Here is a 16411-nt window from a genome sequence, read left to right as displayed (position 1 = left end):
ATCGTTGTTCAGACGCGCTTATTTGTTTTCCTTCAGGAGCCCGTTCAATTTCTTGAGCGTTTCCCGATAAGCTTGATCGGGGGACATTTCTTCTTTCTGGTCCGCTTCCTGGTTAGTGGCGTCCTTCAGCTTCAGCAGCGCCTTCCGGTATTCTTTATCGGTGAATTGCCCTTCGTCTTTCGCGGGCTGAGACGGGGTTAAAAACCCTCGAATGGCATTGCGGAATTCGCTATCCTTGTTTTGCAACTCCGCATGAGCCGCTACCTCCGCAAGTGCCGGTTGGGCAGTCACTTCCGCGGGCGCCGGTTGGGCCGCCGACTCACTCGCTTCCGGTGCTTTAACCGGTGCCTGCACCGTATCCTCTTGCGGCTTCACCTTACGAATGAAGAACGCCAGGACGAGCGCGGCGACTGTCAGCCAGGTGGAGACAACGAAAGACTGGTTGATGCCGTAGATGGTCGCCTGCTGCGTGACATCGGCCATCTTGGCCGCGTCGTTCGGGTTGATGTGTCCCGCGATGACGAGTTCTTTCACTTGCGAGGCCGCTTTGTTCGTCATGACCGTGACGAGCAAGGCGGTACCGAGCGCGCCTGATACGTTCCGCAGCGTCTGGGACATCGCCGAGCCGTGCGCGTTCAGGCGGCGCGGCAGCTGGTTGAGGCCGGCCGTCTGGATCGGCATCATCAGCATGGACATCCCGAACATCCGCGCCGTATAAATGAGCATCATGTGGTTGTATGAAGAATCAGCTTCCAGATGACTGAACTCGTATGTCGTGATGGTCGTGATGACGAGGCCGGCGACGGCCAGCCAACGCGCGCCGATTTTGTCGAACACCATGCCCGTGATCGGGGACATGATACCCATCAGGATGGCACCCGGCAGCAGCAGGAGACCGGAATCAAGCGGCGTGAAGTGACGGATGTTCTGCAGGAAGATCGGCAGCAGAATCATGCCGGAGAACATCGCCATCGTGATGATGGCGTTAATCAGGGATGTGAGCGAGAACATGGAATATTTGAATACCCGCATTTCAAGCAGCGGATTCTTCACCATGATCGAACGCACGATGAACAGGATGAGCGCGACCGCGCCGACGGCCAGGCAGATGATGACTTCCTCCGAGTCCCAGCCTTTCGTGCCGGCATCGCTGAAGCCGTACAGCAGACCGCCGAAGCCGAGTGTCGACAGGATCACGCTCAGGACGTCGAGCTTCGGACGGGACGTCTTGATGACGTCCTTCATCGAGAAGGCACCGAAAATCACGGCGATGATCGCAAGCGGCAGCACGATGTAGAACAGCACGTGCCAGTCGTAATTCTCAACGATCCAACCGGAGAGCGTCGGTCCGATCGCCGGCGCGAAGATCATCGCGACCCCCATCAGCCCCATGGCTTTACCACGTTCCTCGACGGGGAAGATAGTCAGCGTCACGACGGTCATCAGCGGCATCAGGATGCCGGCGCCTACGGCCTGCACGAGACGGCCGGCCAACAGCCAGCTGAAATCCCCGGATAACGCGCAGATGACCGTGCCCAGCGCAAACATGGATGAGGCTAACAGAAACAGTTTCCGGGTCGTAAACCGGTTGATCAGGAATGCACTGACCGGCACAAGCACGCCGTTCACCAGCATATAGCCGTTAGACAGCCACTGGATTGTGCTTTCCGTTACGTTGAGATCCGCCATCATTTTCGGAAGCGCAACGTTAAGTACCGTTTGGCTTAACAGCGCCACGAACGCGGCGATGAGCAAGGAGGCCATGATCGGCCCTTTGCGTAATTGATTGGATACCATACTAGTCATGGCTTAACCTTCCTCTCTAGATTTTCTTAAAAGATGCAATACTTTTTGCTGGATGCGATGAAGCTCCCGCTGGTCTTCCTCAGGTAGCTCTAGCAGGGACCGCATCATGTGCAGGCGGGTGGCTTCCGTTTCGCGCCAGAGCGCCGCCCCTTTCTCGGAAAGGGTCAGCGTCATCGCTCGCCTGTCGGTCTCGGTCCGCTCCCGGTCAACGAGACCTGCCTTGACCATCCGGTCGACGATGCCGCTGGTCGTGCTATTGCCGAGTTTCACTTGTTCGGCAAGGTCCGAAAGGCGGATTTCGGGGTACTCCTTCAGCACCTTCAGCACGACAAACTGCAGCGCCGTGAGTTTATGCTTGCTCGCCGCTTTGGTCATCAACTGGAAGAACGCCTGATGAACTTCGCGGTAGCTTTGGAATATTTCCAGGATCTGCTGTTCTCCCAACGTCAAGCTCCCTTCGCAAAATATTTCGCATGCGAACTATTATCTAACCATTCAACCGATATGTCAATAAGTTCATAGTAGTAAATGTTGTTTAGGGTACCATCAGCTGAAGACCCTTATGATTGACACATGGCAAGTCGTTCATCGTTCAACAGCTTCATTAGATTTTGGACAAAGAGCGCTGTAAGGCTCCAATTTGTGACACCAGAAACGAACGATATCCTTGAATCCATTGAGAATGCCTTTGTTATCGTACCCGTTTGTTGAGTCAACCTGTCCGTTCGATTAGTATCTCTGAGCATATTGAAATTCATTACTTACGATGACGACAACTTCGATATTACAAATGAACGCCAGCCTCATAATTGGATAATTCTTATCAATTATGGTTAAAACAAAAAAGCCGCAGCTACGCGGCTAAGAAGCGTGTGTATTCTATATTTGTCAGAGGGTATCAGTAAAACATTGGTAACCTACATTTTTTCAACCTTCAGACTTTTTCCACAAATTGTACAGCGAGTTCTCGTTCAGGTTATGCAGTCCACTCGGATCAACCCTGTACACCCCTGGGAATTATTACTGCCAGCTTTATTAGGTCATTTTTCCTGTGCTCGGCATGCCTATTTGATCATACGCATATCTCATCTGACCGTCCCTGTCGTCCAGAGCAAGCAACGGGACTGACGGCCGAATCGATGGCCGGACTGTATAACGACAACCGGATCAAGCCGTCTGTACCGCGGGGCAAGCCGCAGATCCTCTTGGCGCATGGCCCCGCTAACAACGGGATTGTTCGAAATAGGCGCGATTTCTTTCACCTTATTCCCTTTGTACTCGGGTCGTTCTTGGGCCGGTGCTTTCATCATAGCTTCGGTCTCATGAAACATGGTGCCTGTATGACTAAAGATCAGATTGTTATAGATCTTCGTCCCTACCGGCTGTAGGTTCTTCCACCGAGGGTAAATGCAGGAGTGTTGTTGCCTACATTGACAATCGTATTATGGTAGATTTGGACATTATACTGACGCCAGTGTCCGCGCAGCAGCTATATTCATTCGTCCTCCGGAAGGCTGTTCAACACGGCGCTCTGTTCATTCTCTCCGCCCCAGCGGACAGCGCGGATTCGTTTTCATGCCTCATCTCATAGATTTTTTGCAGGGTGTGGAGGTGCAACGTTCTTTCATCATCACCCGATCCTGCGTTCATAAACCACTCTACAAGCCTGTAACCAAACATAAGTAGAATCAGTTCATAAATGCAGTTATCCGTTATATGTGAAATATCCGCATGTTCCGAAAAGCCCTTGTAGTACGCCGGGATACATCTACGGTAGTATTCAACCATGTGCTCAATATCAGCTTCGTCTGCGATAAGACTTGCCATATCTTCACCTAAATAGCCCCATCCCGTGGTATCCCAGTCGATGAGTATGATGTTATCGTCTGAATAAAATAGGTTTGTCACCCAAAAATCCCTGTGGCACAGGACGATGGGCAGCTTTTCAATACGGTTGAATATTTCGTCTGTGTTTTCATCAATATCGATGAGCATGTTACATAGGTGTTTCGGGATTTCGCAAACGTCGGATCGTATATAATCGTACACTCTATTCCATGACCGATAATGAAGATAGAAATTCTTCATATTCTCCACTTTACTCAGGTTGGTCAAGTTCTGCAAAAAAGCTGGCTGCTCGGCATATAACTTGCCCTGGAATCGTCCTAATTCCTTTGCTGCACGTTCATACATATCGCCGGTCAGGTTCAAACCCGATATGCCGTTGATATATTCCATCCATATCCGCGTTTCGTTCTCTTCTTCGTTCTTCTCGACGTGATAACATTCGGGCCAACGGAAAGTTTCAGAAAACAGAGCTCCGAAATTGGAGTTATACAAATCATATTCTCTACGCCATGAATCGGGGTCGCTGTAGCGATCCCATTTCTTCTGCGTTTTTAATACGATTCTATAGGTTATTTCCCCGCCGTCAGTCGTTGTGGCTTTGCCCGTTACAAGCTGTACATTACCTACTGTACCGCCATGTAATGGTGTGGTTTGGATATCGGCGCAGATTATTTTCGTACCGTGCATTTGGCTTAAAACCTGTGCCAGAGTTTCAGCTTGGATTTCGCTCATCATGAAGTCCTCCAATCGTACTTTAACAAGGTAAAACATTGTTGTACTTCAAGTTTAGATTGTCATCCTGTAATAATGAAGGGAAAAGGTAATTTTAAAAAAACTTCCCCATAGTGGCGCAACTTACTAAACTGGGTCGAACCTTTATATTTGAACCGAGGTACTTGACTATGACGTTAGGTCATAGTGCATAATTCTCACTATAAACGACTTGGAGTGAGAGAAATGAAAATAAAAACACTGCGCTCAGATTATATTTATCAACAAGTTGCCCAAGCTTCGCCGGAGGAAAAACTTGAATTATTCAGAAACGAAATGATGGCTCCCTTTATGAAACAATGGCAAATTCAACAGATTCCTTTTAAAGCTGAAGAGGCGAATGGGTTTGATGTTATTGCGTTTAACAGCATGATGCATCGATCCCCTAATCAGATTACCCCTCAGATTTCGGCAGAGATCGGGCTGATTTCGTCGGAATCCTTTTGGCTAGAGTGTGAGCATGCGGTGAAGAAAAGCCTGCATCTCTTTGTAGAGCAGGGAATTAACCTCCCCGTATCCGACTATTTGTTTACCATTCAACTAGGGAATCCGGAAAGCCGTGCCTTAGCAATAAACGAAGGATATAGCGGCTTTGGGGGCATTCCCGGGTTTATCTGGGGTACACTCTTGCCAAATGAGTATACGATTCCACGAATGAAGGTTGCGCTGTCGCACGAATGCAACCATAATGTACGATATCAATTTATTCAGTGGGATCACACCGTTAATTTGGGCGAGCTTATTGTCAGTGAAGGATTAGCTGAAAACTATGCTGCGTTCATATTTGGCGAAGAATGGCTCGGCCCTTGGGTGACGAAAACAAACGCAGAAACACTGAACAGGCGCATAAAGCCTGTGCTTAGAGAGCAGCTGCAAGTAACTGGGTTTGATAAAATCGGTCCGTATCTATACGGTGACGAGATCGCAAAACTTCAAAACTTTAAACCGGTCAATATGCCTTATAGCGCCGGTTACGCTTGCGGATATTATTTAATCCGATCCTATTTAAGAAAAACAGGAAAAACGATCTTTGAGGCAACAATAACGTCTGCTGCTCAAATACTAGAAGAAGTCAAAGGATTTTGGGATGAAGAAACCATTATTAACAGTTAAAGATATTGTTCAGATTACAGGCATTACAGGCCGGACTTTGCATTATTACGATAGAATTCATTTATTTAAACCGACACATCTGACGGAAAAAGGGTATCGCCTATACGACCGAAGCAGTTTGGAAAAACTTCAAACGATTATGTTCTTAAAGGAATTGGATTTTTCCTTGAAAGAAATTGCGGACATTTTACAGTTAACCAGGGAAGAACAGAAACAAATATTAAAGAAGCAGAAACAAACTTTATTATCGAAAAAGCAAAGACTGGATACAATCATGACAGCTCTCGAAGAATACGTTGCGGGAAATGATATAAGTCATTTGCAAATTTTCAATAGTACTTCCGCTTTGCCATTGAGAGAACAATATGCAAATGAGGCGAGATTTATTTATGGTGAAACAGAGGCGTATCAAGTGTTTAATGAAACGTTGGAAGCATGTTCACCAGATGAACAAGAGGAACGTTTTTCAGCCATGGAGGAAATTTTCAAACGAATGGCGTCTTGTATCCATCAAGATCCTTCCTCCGATGAAGTGCAGCGATTCATCGAGGAGTGGAAAAACATATTAATGCAATTCATGCCATGTGATGCAGAATTACTGGCTTGCATTGCCAATACGTATAAATTCGATGCACGATTCAAAAGCTATTTTAATCAATATAGCAATGAGGATTTAGCAGATTTTCTTTACAGTGCAATTATGTACAATATCAATCGGTAGAGCATCTCTCCACTGACCTAATGATCAAAAGGAAAACAACCTGTTTCCTAAGATTCCCTTCCGCAGCAGAAGTAGAGTATAGTAAGGAGTAGTTGAAAATATATTCCAGGGGGCCACAGCCATGTCACAGGAGATTTGGATTAACCTGCCGGTCAAAGATGTTGAGCGATCAACTGCCTTTTTCAATGAAATTGGATTCCATGCGGTGAGCGTTGGTGACGAGAGATCCAAGCTTGTCATAGGCCAAACAACGATTCTGCTGTTTCCGGATGCGGCGTTTGAAAAATTTACAGGCGCAAAAACCGCGGATACTTCACATAGCGCAGAGGTGATATTTTCCATCGGAGCTGACAGCAGAGAAGAAGTCGATGCCTTTATTCAAAAAGTAGAGTTTGCCGGAGGAAGCATCTTTGGCAAGCCGAGTGAAATTGACGGCTGGATGTACGGCGCGGGATTTGCCGACCTGGACGGTCACCGCTGGAACCTGCTGTACATGGATGAGAGCAAAATGCCGAAACGTTAATATGGAAACGCCGGTCCCTTGTTGAAGGTCTCCGGCGTTTTTTTCACCCGTATAATCTCATGTCTGCAGGGCATCACTATATTCCGCTCATCCTTGCGTCTATCCTGCAATCTCCGCTTCGATCAGCTTCCAGACCGCTTCGAATTCCGCTTTACAATCAATCCGCAGCCAACGATCTGCGTACACTGGAGCAGAAAAATAAGTAGTTGTTTTGTCACAATAATTTAAACCTTTAAACCCTCTCTACCACTCCACTTGATCGAAGCGCATGTTTTTGTAGTAATATACTCTGTCATGTTCCGTGATTTCACGAAGAACCTTACATGGATTTCCCACTGCGATTACGTTCTCTGGAATATCCTTGGTTACAACGCTTCCAGCACCGATGACGCTCCCCTTTCCGATGGTAACGCCTGGTAAAATAATCGCCCCACTGCCAATCCACACCCCATCTTCAATGACCACGGGTAGAGCAAACATTTCACCTTCTTTACGCTTTTCTGGGTGTACAGGATGGCTGGTTACAGCGATTGTTACGTTGGGGCCAAACATGACGTCATCACCAATCGTCACCTTATAGTCGTCAACTACGGTTAAATTAAAGTTAATATAAACGTTATTGCCTATCGTAGTGTTCGATCCATACGCCATGCGAATGGGTGGTTCCATCCACACATTCTCACCCATGCTCCCGAAAAGCTGTTTCATCAAAGCCTGGCGTCCTGCCGTATCATCAGGATGTAAACGATTGATTTCATAACACAGTGCCTTCCCGCGTTGGCGAGCACGTGCCAATGCTGCAGCTTCTTCTGGATAATTTGCGTCATGGTCAGTAAATAATTGGCAGCTCGCCATTCGTTCTTGTATATTCATTCTCAGTTCTCCTTTTATCATTCTTGATTTCATCAGACAAAACCATTTCGTTATTATCAGGTTTCCGCAAAAGTCCTTGTAATATTGTTAAGCCACTTGTACTGACGAAACCGAATTAAAGCGACCGGCAGTTTTATGATTTCATCCAGGCTGATCATTGCAAACAGCAGAATAGGAGGTACATGCCAAACAAAAGCACCTAGATAGCCTAATGGCAAAATAATGCCCCACATCACTACGGCATCACACCAAAAACCAAATTTGGAATCCCCTCCAGCAGTGAATATACCTGCAATCGTAGTCGAATTCATAGACTTGGCGATACAATAATAAGCGCAGACATACAACATACCATCGAGGTAATGTTGTGCCATAGCATTTAGACTAACCATCAAGAAAACGAGCGGCTTCATTAACAAAATAGTACAGCCTGCCAGGGCACCAAAAATCAAAGCATATACATTCATTCGGTTACCTGCATGTTTGGCTTTCTCGATCTCCCCCTCCCCCAGATATTTCCCGATTAGCACAGACCCACCGCTGGCAATGCCTCCACATAATACAATGGCCAAGTTCTTGACGACTGACGATACGGAATTAGCTGCAACCATATCGGCACTTACATGGCCAATAATGGCAGCTGTTGCAGTCAAGGCCCCTCCCCAGACGATATAATTCCCTTGTACGGGCATGGTGTACTTGAAGAAATCCTTAAGCAATTTCCGCTGTATTCCATCATGCACCGGCAGTGTAAAGCGAATGGATCCCCGTGTAACAGAGTGAACAACGCAGCAGCCTAATTCAATGAAACGTGCACAAACTGTCGCCAGGGCAACTCCCGAGATAGCAAGTTCGGACCTGCCGGGAAAAAAGATAAAGATACAAGCCGCGTTGAATATGATATTCATAACTAGACAAGCCGAACTTATCCATGCACTTAGCCTGGCATTTTCCATACTTCTTATTACACTGAGATACATCTGCGAAATTCCCATCGCTAGATAAGAAAATGAATTCATCTGCAAAAACCTTGCACCATAGCGGATCAACTCGTCATCGTTAGTAAAAATTCGCATCAGCATGCCTGGGTATAAGAAGGAAAACAAAAAAAAGAAGACGGATATGCAGAAGGAAAACATGCAAGAAATGCTGAGGACCCTTTGTATTGTCTTTAAGTCCTTCTTTCCCCAATACTGTGCAGTAAGTATCCCCGCCCCCGTTGACATCCCCATGTAGAACAAGGTTAAGGCGAAAGTGATTTGTCCTGCGAGTGATACGGCCGACATCGCGGATTGGCTGATCATACCCAACATGAAGACATCTGCAGATATAACCGTAGCCGAAACCAAGTTTTGCAATGCAATTGGTACAACCAGCACCATCAACTCTCGTCTGAAATGAACATTCATGGGTTTCTTAATTAGGAATTGTTTTTTCACCCCGTTCCCCTTCCCTCACGTATATCATAATGTTATAAAGATAGTATAAACAAATGCTCATATCCATTAAAATTGGTTAATTTTTTATAATAATCGTATGTATTTAACGAGGTGACCTGATGATTAAATCACTAGAAGTGTTTTCAGACCTATCCGAGCGCCTGGATTATAACCTAGCTGATTTACTACTCTATGTACGAAAAGGAAACTTACAGCAGTTTACCAATTATTCTGCCGCTTGCCATTGGCACCCAGATGTAGAGTTGATTATGGTTCTTGAAGGATCTATGGAATACTTTGTAAACGGACAAACGATTCGAATCGATCAGGGGAATGGGATTTTTGTAAATAGCAAACGCATGCACTATGGTTTTTCCCCGGAGCAGATTGATTGCACTTTCATTGTAATCGTCATCCATCCCTCCCTTCTTGGTGACACTGCGTCGCTGGCAAGGAAGTATGCGGACCAAAAATTCGGGACCCATATGGATGACTTTTTATTGCTTACTGATCAAGTTGCTTGGCAGCGGGAAGTTTTGCTTTCCATACAAGAGATTTATGATGAGATGCACAACCGTGAACCACATCATCCGCTTCGACTCCTGTCCTTGGCAATATCCATCTGCGCCTCCGTAGGAGATCACGTGCAACAAAAAGCCGGGTATACTGACAACGAACGATCATGGACCCTTATTTGGAAAATGACCGAATTCATTCATCAAAACTATGAATGTAAAATAACCCTAAACGATATTGCTGCAGCAGGGACCGTTTGCAGAAGCCGTTGTTGTAAATTGTTTAATTCGTATGTAGGACAAACCCCAAATGAGTATCTAACACGATACCGAATTCAAAAAAGCTGCGAAATGCTACAAGAAACGAACCGATCCATAAGTGAAATAGCAATGGCTTGCGGATTTCAAAGTGCAAGCTACTTTACATTAATTTTCCGTAGACAGATCGGACTGGTTCCGCAGGATTACAGAAAACAAGGCCCTCAGAGTACATAGACTATTACCTAAACCATCTTCCTAATCATAGGCGGCCAGCAATTCATTGAATATTCCCCATCCGGCAAATAAAAAACCATGAAATTCAATTAGCTTGAATTTCATGGCTGCTTAGAATTCATACTTATCTTCTAGCGTTGAACCCGATAAAGGCTTTTGTGTTGAAGTCAAACACGACGGTCAACGGTCCAAGCAGCTCGTCTTGGTCCGTGTTATATGTTACCGTCACAACGTTTCCGTTGGCAGCTTGAACGTCTTCAAGCAATTTCTTCTGCTCGGCCGTGAGCGCTAATACGCCAACCTCTTTAGAGGAGACAATGCGAACGGCTGCTTCGTCCTGCTTTGTCGTAATATGGGAAGCTTGCGCACTCACTTGGGCCCATGCCAAGCTGCGGTATTCCTGCGCAGTCTCTGGTGACATCTTCAGCCCGCCTGTAACAGGCGCTTGAGCCTGAACGACCAGGAGGAAAACAGGGCTTTGTGGAGGAAGGCTTTGCGCCTCGAAGGGGCCGTAGTAGGCTTTTACTTTCATTCCAGCCTTCAGGTCCTCCCAATTCACGGACTCCCCTTGGGATGTCATGACGCGCGTTTCCTTACCTGCGTTCAGTACCAAAGCGTCGCCTAATTGAACTTGCCAGCCGTTATCCGTATGTTTCACCGCTTTGATGGTATCTTCTTTGACCAAGCGATTGGCGTGAACGTTAATCCTTACGGCTTGCGCTTGGCCCGGGAAGCTCATCGCCATGGCTGGTCCGAACTCCGCATCGATTTGGGTGCCGGCTTTCAAATCGGTAGGGGTTAGCGTTTTGCCGTCTAGACTTTTAATCGCTGTCGATTTGTCAACGGTCAATATGACCCATGTGCTGCCAAGCAGCTCAATACGGTATTTCCCGTCTTCATTTGCCTGCACGTTTACGATTACACCGGAGGCATGCATCAGGTCCGCCGCTTCGCTGAGCTCAATTTCTTTGCTCGCTTCATCGTAATTCAACGTATATCCAAGCTTGGCAGCAGCATCACGCACTGGGATATACAGTTTTCCATCAATAGAGACAGGTGTAAGCATGCTGTCTTGTCCATTAATGAGAACCTTTGTATCTTTTTGCAAGTAACCTGTAATCTTTTCAACTAAAGCGTCAGCTTCGACTGCGGCCGTTGTGCCGAGTATCCCGGCCAAAGTTAATAAGACAGTTAATTTCTTTTTCATACCAAAAGCTCCTTCCAACTTTGAGATGGTTGACGTCAATCATACGATCAAACCATCAGACGGAAAACAGATCGATTAGGTTGCAGCCATTTGAAAGCTTCGCTTTTTTCTCCATTTATAAGTGATTCGTTCGTTTCCGTTGTCACAGACCAGAGCTCTACAGCGTCATATGTGCAAAACGTTAAGGGAGCTGAGGAAAGGAAATGAATTGAATGCGAAGAGACGAAGTTCAAGAATTACGTAAGACAACTTCATCTGCTGAAAGGAGCTTGAGCATTGAACCTTGAAGCGATCAAAAAGGAGCCTTCCCGAGTGAGGTATTGCCGATTGGCGTATTCCATCCTTGCGTTCGTACTTTTGATCTGTATCATTGTGCAAGTATATCTAGCCGGAGTGGCATTGTTCGGGAATTCGGAACTTTGGAAATATCATCGGTCGTTCGTTCCCATGTTTGGATATATCACGCTTATCCTGTTCATCCTTGGCATCATCGGGAAGCTCAACCGGAAAATGATCTGGGGGAGTCTTGGCCTGTTCGTTCTTATCAGTTTTCAATATATAACGGCTCTCCATATCGCAAGCGCGCTCCACCCCGTTCTGTCGCTCGCCTTGTTCTGGGGGTCCCTTGTTTTGGTCCGAGGCTCTTATCCATTTTTAATGAAACGAAAATAAACAGAAGCAGGACCCTTACTTTCAAGTAAGTTCTGCACTTTAAAGTGCGTTCTTAACCTTAAGGAATGATCAATGACCTTCTGAGGCATAGTGCGCTAATCCATGGATAGCTTACACATTTCTACCCGTTAAATTTGGATACATCCATGAAAAAGGAGCCGCTGTCGAGAGACAGCGGCTCCTTTTTTACTTACTTAATGAACCTTTCCATGTACTATAACGTTACCGATCATCTCGACTATAATAAGTGACCGCTCTCTCCCAGCAGCTTGGTAGTATATTTCAATGAGCAAAAAATACGCTGCAGTGCGTGGGTACTTGCTATATTTTGTCTCATTCCTCCACGATTGCGACCGGACGGGCCCAGCCGCCGCTTGCCTTTTCTACTTTAATTGGAAAGCAGCTTACTTTGAAGCCAAACGGCTTCGGTATTTTCTCCAAATTGGCCAGCTTTTCAATCTGGCAATATTCCTTGTCCTTGCCGACGTAATGCGCCGCCCACAGAACGCCTTCTCTCGGCTGCTTTTTATACGCTTCAGCCTGCAGGTTGAGCGGAATATCCCAGCCCCAGCCGTCCGTACCGACTACCTTAATGCCTTGGTCCAGAAGCCACAGCGTAGCTTCGGCCGATACCCCGGCATGAAGGAATGCATAATGTTCGTGATACAGCCGTTTGTCCGCATCGCTCCGGATGAGAACGATATCGAAAGGCTTCAACGTATACTCAATCCGCTTCAGCTCGGCGATCAGGTCGTCCGTCGTAATCTCATATCCCGGCGGCTTCGTGCTGAAATCGAGCACCACGCCGTCGGAATAAAACCATTCGAGCGGCAGTTCGTCAATCGTCCTTGCTTGCTTTCCTTCCGAGATCGGCCAGTAATGCCATGGCGCGTCAATATGAGTACCCGAATGCGTATTCAGCGTCACCATTTCCGTTGCCCATGCCTTGCTCTCTGGAAAATCCTCCTGCTTCAGTCCAAGTATCTCGGCCGCTTGCCGCGCACCGTCTTCATGGGTCGCATATTCGATCTTTGCCGGCAGCGGCTCGCGGATACGCGGACTAATCGGCACGCTCAAGTCAATAAGCTTCATAATTGATTTCCTCTCCCTCTCATCTCGAATCATGCACATTATACTAGATTGTACGTATAGCGGATAGGCCAATGTTACGTTGTGCCATTCCTTTGAGCAGAGAGTCTCACGTGACGCCCTACGATGGCGCGTAAGCTCGAGCGGAATAAACACTTATGACTTTCAATTACAAATTGCCGTAATGCTCATCCGTTACAGGTTCCAACCATTCCGTTAAATCGAGAAGTTATACTGCAATTTTTTGGGGCAGCCGTAGTCGGGGCCGTGGAATGGTGGTTCAGGAATGGAATGCCTGTTCCCCCTCGTGTCATGGCAGAACAGACAGGAATATTGCTGGATCGAAATTTATAACCTACTGAATAACAAAACCACCTGTAATTCATATAGAAATATATGGATTACAGGTGGTTTTCTATTAATAAGTAGGGGCAAAGTTCCTCCCCATTTTATTGTCTTTATGAACATCTTCCGTTCCGGCATCCAGTGCGGTCTTGTAATAGAAGCATTTATGTTCGATGACTTCCATCGTTTTTTTGAGTTCTTCCATTTGCGCCTCTACGGCAGCTTTCCGTTCTATGAACATGTCATATCTTTGCTGCAGAGTCGTATCCCCCTCAGAACACCAATTAATAAAATTTTTTATTTCCTTGATCGGCATCCCCGTGGCTTTCAAGCATTCGATTATTTTTAGAGCATCGATATCAGACTTTTTAAACAAGCGTGTTCCGCTGATTGTCCGTTCTACATTAGGCAAAAGACCCTCTTTGTCGTAGTAACGCAAGGTATATATAGTAAGGTTCAATTGCTTGGCGACTTCGCTGATTGAGAATGTCTTCAACAGGATCCTCCTTTCATTGCGATATAGACCTCGAGCTAATCCTAAAGCGACGAGATCATATTATTAGAAAAACGTCTATCGACGTACTTTCACAGAAGACAGACCGCGTTTAGATGAAGTTCTTCTTGCAATATCAAGAATGCATTGGCTCTATCGTTATACCTTTTCTGATAATATCATAAAATCAGCACTTGACCTAGAGTTAACTCTAGGGGATAAAATTGGTTTGCAACATTTGAACATACATTGATAGGAGGATTTCGAGATGATTACTGCTAAAGCTAGAGCTGTCGACGGTCCGGACAAACCGTTTCGAGCAGCTGAAATTAAACGGCGCGATCTTGATTCGCAGGATATTTTAATTGAAATTAAATTTGCGGGAATATGCCATTCCGACATCCATACGGCTCACGGCGAATGGGGACCTGTCAACTATCCGCTTGTGCCTGGACATGAGATTGCGGGAATTGTTACGGCTGTTGGCCCTCATGTCACAAAATACAAGGTCGGTGACCGTGTAGGAGTTGGCTGTATGGTTGATTCCTGTGGTGAATGCGAGAACTGCCGTAAAGGGGAAGAACAATACTGCCTCAAAGGAAATGTCCCGACCTACGCTGGTGTTGACAAATACGGGGAACCAACTCAAGGCGGCTATTCTACCCACATTGTCGTCACTGAAAACTTCGTCGTCAGAATTCCTGACAATATTGAGCTTGATGAAGCAGCGCCATTGCTTTGCGCGGGTATTACAACCTATTCCCCGCTTAATCACTGGGGGGCCGGCCCAGGCAAAAAAGTGGCTGTGGTCGGTATGGGCGGCCTCGGACATATGGCTGTCCAAATTGCGCATGCGATGGGTGCCGAAGTCACCGTTTTGTCCCAAACACTTAGTAAAAAAGACGATGGCTTGCAATTGGGTGCAGATAACTACTACGCCACCAGCGATCCGGAAACATTCGAAAAACTCGCCGGCCGCTTTGATCTGATTATTAATACGGTAAGTGCAAGTATCAATATGGATGCTTATTTCGCACTACTCACGCTTGACGGAACTTTGGTAAACGTTGGTGCCCCTGGGGAGCCGCTGTCGCTGAATGTCATGTCGCTCATCGGACATCGACGTTCATTTGCTGGTTCCATGATTGGTGGGATCCGCGAGACGCAGGAAATGCTGGACTTCTGTGCAGAACACAACATTGTTCCTAAGATTGAAGTGATATCGGCCGACCAGATTGACGAAGCCTACAAACGTGTATTAGCTTCGGATGTGAAATATAGATTCGTCATTGATACTAGCACGATCTAAGCTGCGTAAACCATTTGTTTTATAAGTGATTACATGTTGAAGGTGCCTCAAAAGCAAGCTTTTGGGCACCTTCGTTTCATTTTATGATCTTCATTCCACGTCCTTATTCCTTATCAAAATAAACGGTTTTCCCTGTATCTGCGGATATATACACCGCTTCTAATATTTGTGAAACAACCATAGCTTCCCTCGGTTTAACCAAAGGCTCGGTATCATTCACGATACTGTCAATCCATTGTTTGGCTTCATACTCAAAATCGGTCATTTCTTCTCCGCTGAATCGTTCTCTTGCATTCGGATTCACATCGATTTTATTCAGGAACAGGCTCCCGTCCCTCTCACCATTGATCCGCAGCTCATTTTTGGCAAAATCCGCTCCTCCCTTCGTTCCGCACAGCAGGTTGCCGCCACCTTCCGCAATGTTAAGGGCCCAGCTGGTTTCAATGATAACCGTAGCTCCATTCTTAAATTTCACATACCCAAACGCCGAATCTTCTACCTCGAACTCATTTGGATCCCAGGACCCCCATTCGTTCGCGGCATTTTCGGTATACTTCAGTTTATGGAAGACGCTGCCGACGACACTAACCGGTTCATAGTTATCCATCAACCACAGGATCAGATCCAGGGAGTGGGTTCCAATATCGATCATAGGACCGCCTCCCTGTTTCTCTTTATCCAGAAACACGCCCCATGTAGGTACGCCTCTTCTCCGGGTCGCAACAGCTTTTGCAAAATAGATATCTCCAAGTTCTCCATTGGTGATCATCTTTTTTAACAGCTGGCTTCTGGCATTGGAGCGATTCTGGTACCCGACGGTTAGCTTCTTGCCTGTACGCAAATGGGCTTCGTACATCGCTTTGGCCTCCGCACCTGTGACTGCCATCGGTTTTTCGCACATGACATGTTTGCCGCTTTCGAGAGCATCAATGGATATCTGCGCGTGAGCGCTGTTCGGTGTCAGCACATGGACGACCTCAATATCTTCCATGGCAAGCAAATCTTTGTAATTTGTATACACCTTTGCATCCGGCGTGCCGTATTTTTGGGCCGCTTCCTCGGCCCTTTCCGGCTTCAAGTCGCAGAAGGCCACCATCTGTACATGATCCAACTTGGACAAACACGGCATATGTTTCCCACCCGCAATCATGCCGCAGCCGATGATCCCTACTTTTACGGTTCTCATTAGAAT

Annotated in this window: 17 protein-coding genes; 7 read left to right on the top strand and 10 right to left on the bottom strand. The window is 46.5% G+C overall.

Going from position 1 to position 16411, the window contains the following annotated elements:
• Positions 1-18: 18 nt before the first annotated feature.
• The 4 genes from FHS19_RS14760 to FHS19_RS14745 form a co-directional block, all read right to left on the bottom strand.
• Complete coding sequence (locus FHS19_RS14760) at positions 19-1806, bottom strand: DHA2 family efflux MFS transporter permease subunit (RefSeq protein WP_183582523.1); 1788 nt, start codon at positions 1804-1806, stop codon at positions 19-21.
• 3 nt (positions 1807-1809) lie between these two features.
• Positions 1810-2250 (bottom strand): MarR family winged helix-turn-helix transcriptional regulator, encoded by a 441-nt coding sequence (locus FHS19_RS14755; protein WP_183582522.1) that lies wholly within the window; start codon positions 2248-2250, stop codon positions 1810-1812.
• A gap of 641 nt (positions 2251-2891) precedes the next feature.
• Complete coding sequence (locus FHS19_RS14750) at positions 2892-3116, bottom strand: hypothetical protein (protein WP_183582521.1); 225 nt, start codon at positions 3114-3116, stop codon at positions 2892-2894.
• Between the two features lie 208 nt (positions 3117-3324).
• A complete protein-coding gene (locus FHS19_RS14745; protein WP_376771877.1) occupies positions 3325-4389 on the bottom strand; it encodes an aminoglycoside phosphotransferase family protein in 1065 nt (354 codons plus the stop codon).
• 222 nt (positions 4390-4611) lie between these two features.
• Between FHS19_RS14745 and FHS19_RS14740 the strand changes: the two genes are divergently transcribed.
• From FHS19_RS14740 to FHS19_RS14730, 3 genes are all read left to right on the top strand, one after another.
• Positions 4612-5538: a DUF2268 domain-containing putative Zn-dependent protease gene (locus tag FHS19_RS14740; RefSeq protein ID WP_183582520.1), complete on the top strand. Its 927-nt coding sequence runs from the start codon at positions 4612-4614 to the stop codon at positions 5536-5538.
• The gene (locus FHS19_RS14735) at positions 5513-6259 is read left to right on the top strand and encodes a MerR family transcriptional regulator (RefSeq protein ID WP_183582519.1); all 747 of its coding nucleotides are present in this window, start codon (positions 5513-5515) and stop codon (positions 6257-6259) included. The genes FHS19_RS14740 and FHS19_RS14735 overlap by 26 nt, the downstream gene beginning before the upstream one ends.
• A 121-nt stretch (positions 6260-6380) precedes the next feature.
• The gene (locus FHS19_RS14730; protein WP_183582518.1) at positions 6381-6782 is read left to right on the top strand and encodes a VOC family protein; all 402 of its coding nucleotides are present in this window, start codon (positions 6381-6383) and stop codon (positions 6780-6782) included.
• A 243-nt stretch (positions 6783-7025) separates the two neighbouring features.
• On the opposite strand, the gene FHS19_RS14725 is transcribed toward FHS19_RS14730, so the two are convergent.
• On the bottom strand, positions 7026-7655 hold the full coding sequence (locus FHS19_RS14725; protein WP_183582517.1) for a sugar O-acetyltransferase: 630 nt from the start codon (positions 7653-7655) through the stop codon (positions 7026-7028).
• 56 nt (positions 7656-7711) lie between these two features.
• Positions 7712-9094, bottom strand: coding sequence for an MATE family efflux transporter (locus FHS19_RS14720; protein ID WP_312887232.1), 1383 nt, complete (start codon positions 9092-9094; stop codon positions 7712-7714).
• A gap of 119 nt (positions 9095-9213) precedes the next feature.
• Here FHS19_RS14720 and FHS19_RS14715 point away from each other — a divergent pair, with 119 nt between their 5' ends.
• On the top strand, positions 9214-10104 hold the full coding sequence (locus FHS19_RS14715) for an AraC family transcriptional regulator (protein WP_221223921.1): 891 nt from the start codon (positions 9214-9216) through the stop codon (positions 10102-10104).
• Between the two features lie 124 nt (positions 10105-10228).
• On the opposite strand, the gene FHS19_RS14710 is transcribed toward FHS19_RS14715, so the two are convergent.
• Positions 10229-11311 carry a stalk domain-containing protein gene (locus FHS19_RS14710; protein WP_183582516.1) on the bottom strand — a complete coding sequence of 361 codons (1083 nt, stop codon included), beginning with the start codon at positions 11309-11311 and terminating at the stop codon, positions 10229-10231.
• A gap of 312 nt (positions 11312-11623) precedes the next feature.
• On the opposite strand from FHS19_RS14710, the gene FHS19_RS35655 reads away from it, so the two are divergent.
• A complete protein-coding gene (locus tag FHS19_RS35655) occupies positions 11624-11983 on the top strand; it encodes a DUF6220 domain-containing protein (RefSeq protein ID WP_376771908.1) in 360 nt (119 codons plus the stop codon).
• A 333-nt stretch (positions 11984-12316) separates the two neighbouring features.
• Here the strand turns inward: FHS19_RS35655 and FHS19_RS14705 are convergent, their stop codons facing one another.
• Positions 12317-13075, bottom strand: coding sequence for a cyclase family protein (locus FHS19_RS14705; protein WP_183582515.1), 759 nt, complete (start codon positions 13073-13075; stop codon positions 12317-12319).
• Positions 13076-13240: 165 nt separating this feature from the next.
• Here FHS19_RS14705 and FHS19_RS14700 point away from each other — a divergent pair, with 165 nt between their 5' ends.
• Complete coding sequence (locus FHS19_RS14700; protein ID WP_446686414.1) at positions 13241-13426, top strand: TetR-like C-terminal domain-containing protein; 186 nt, start codon at positions 13241-13243, stop codon at positions 13424-13426.
• A gap of 64 nt (positions 13427-13490) precedes the next feature.
• Here FHS19_RS14700 and FHS19_RS14695 read toward each other — a convergent pair whose 3' ends face one another.
• Positions 13491-13913 (bottom strand): MerR family transcriptional regulator, encoded by a 423-nt coding sequence (locus tag FHS19_RS14695; RefSeq protein ID WP_183582514.1) that lies wholly within the window; start codon positions 13911-13913, stop codon positions 13491-13493.
• A gap of 265 nt (positions 13914-14178) precedes the next feature.
• Here FHS19_RS14695 and FHS19_RS14690 point away from each other — a divergent pair, with 265 nt between their 5' ends.
• Positions 14179-15219: an NAD(P)-dependent alcohol dehydrogenase gene (locus FHS19_RS14690; RefSeq protein ID WP_183582513.1), complete on the top strand. Its 1041-nt coding sequence runs from the start codon at positions 14179-14181 to the stop codon at positions 15217-15219.
• A 103-nt stretch (positions 15220-15322) separates the two neighbouring features.
• Here the strand turns inward: FHS19_RS14690 and FHS19_RS14685 are convergent, their stop codons facing one another.
• Positions 15323-16405 (bottom strand): Gfo/Idh/MocA family protein, encoded by a 1083-nt coding sequence (locus tag FHS19_RS14685; RefSeq protein WP_183582512.1) that lies wholly within the window; start codon positions 16403-16405, stop codon positions 15323-15325.
• Positions 16406-16411: the final 6 nt, after the last annotated feature.

Origin of the sequence: Paenibacillus rhizosphaerae (genome assembly GCF_014192015.1) — a bacterium.
Lineage (GTDB): Bacteria > Bacillota > Bacilli > Paenibacillales > Paenibacillaceae > Paenibacillus_AQ > Paenibacillus_AQ rhizosphaerae.
Note: the sequence above shows the minus strand (reverse complement) of the source record. Positions and strands in the feature narration are given on the sequence as shown.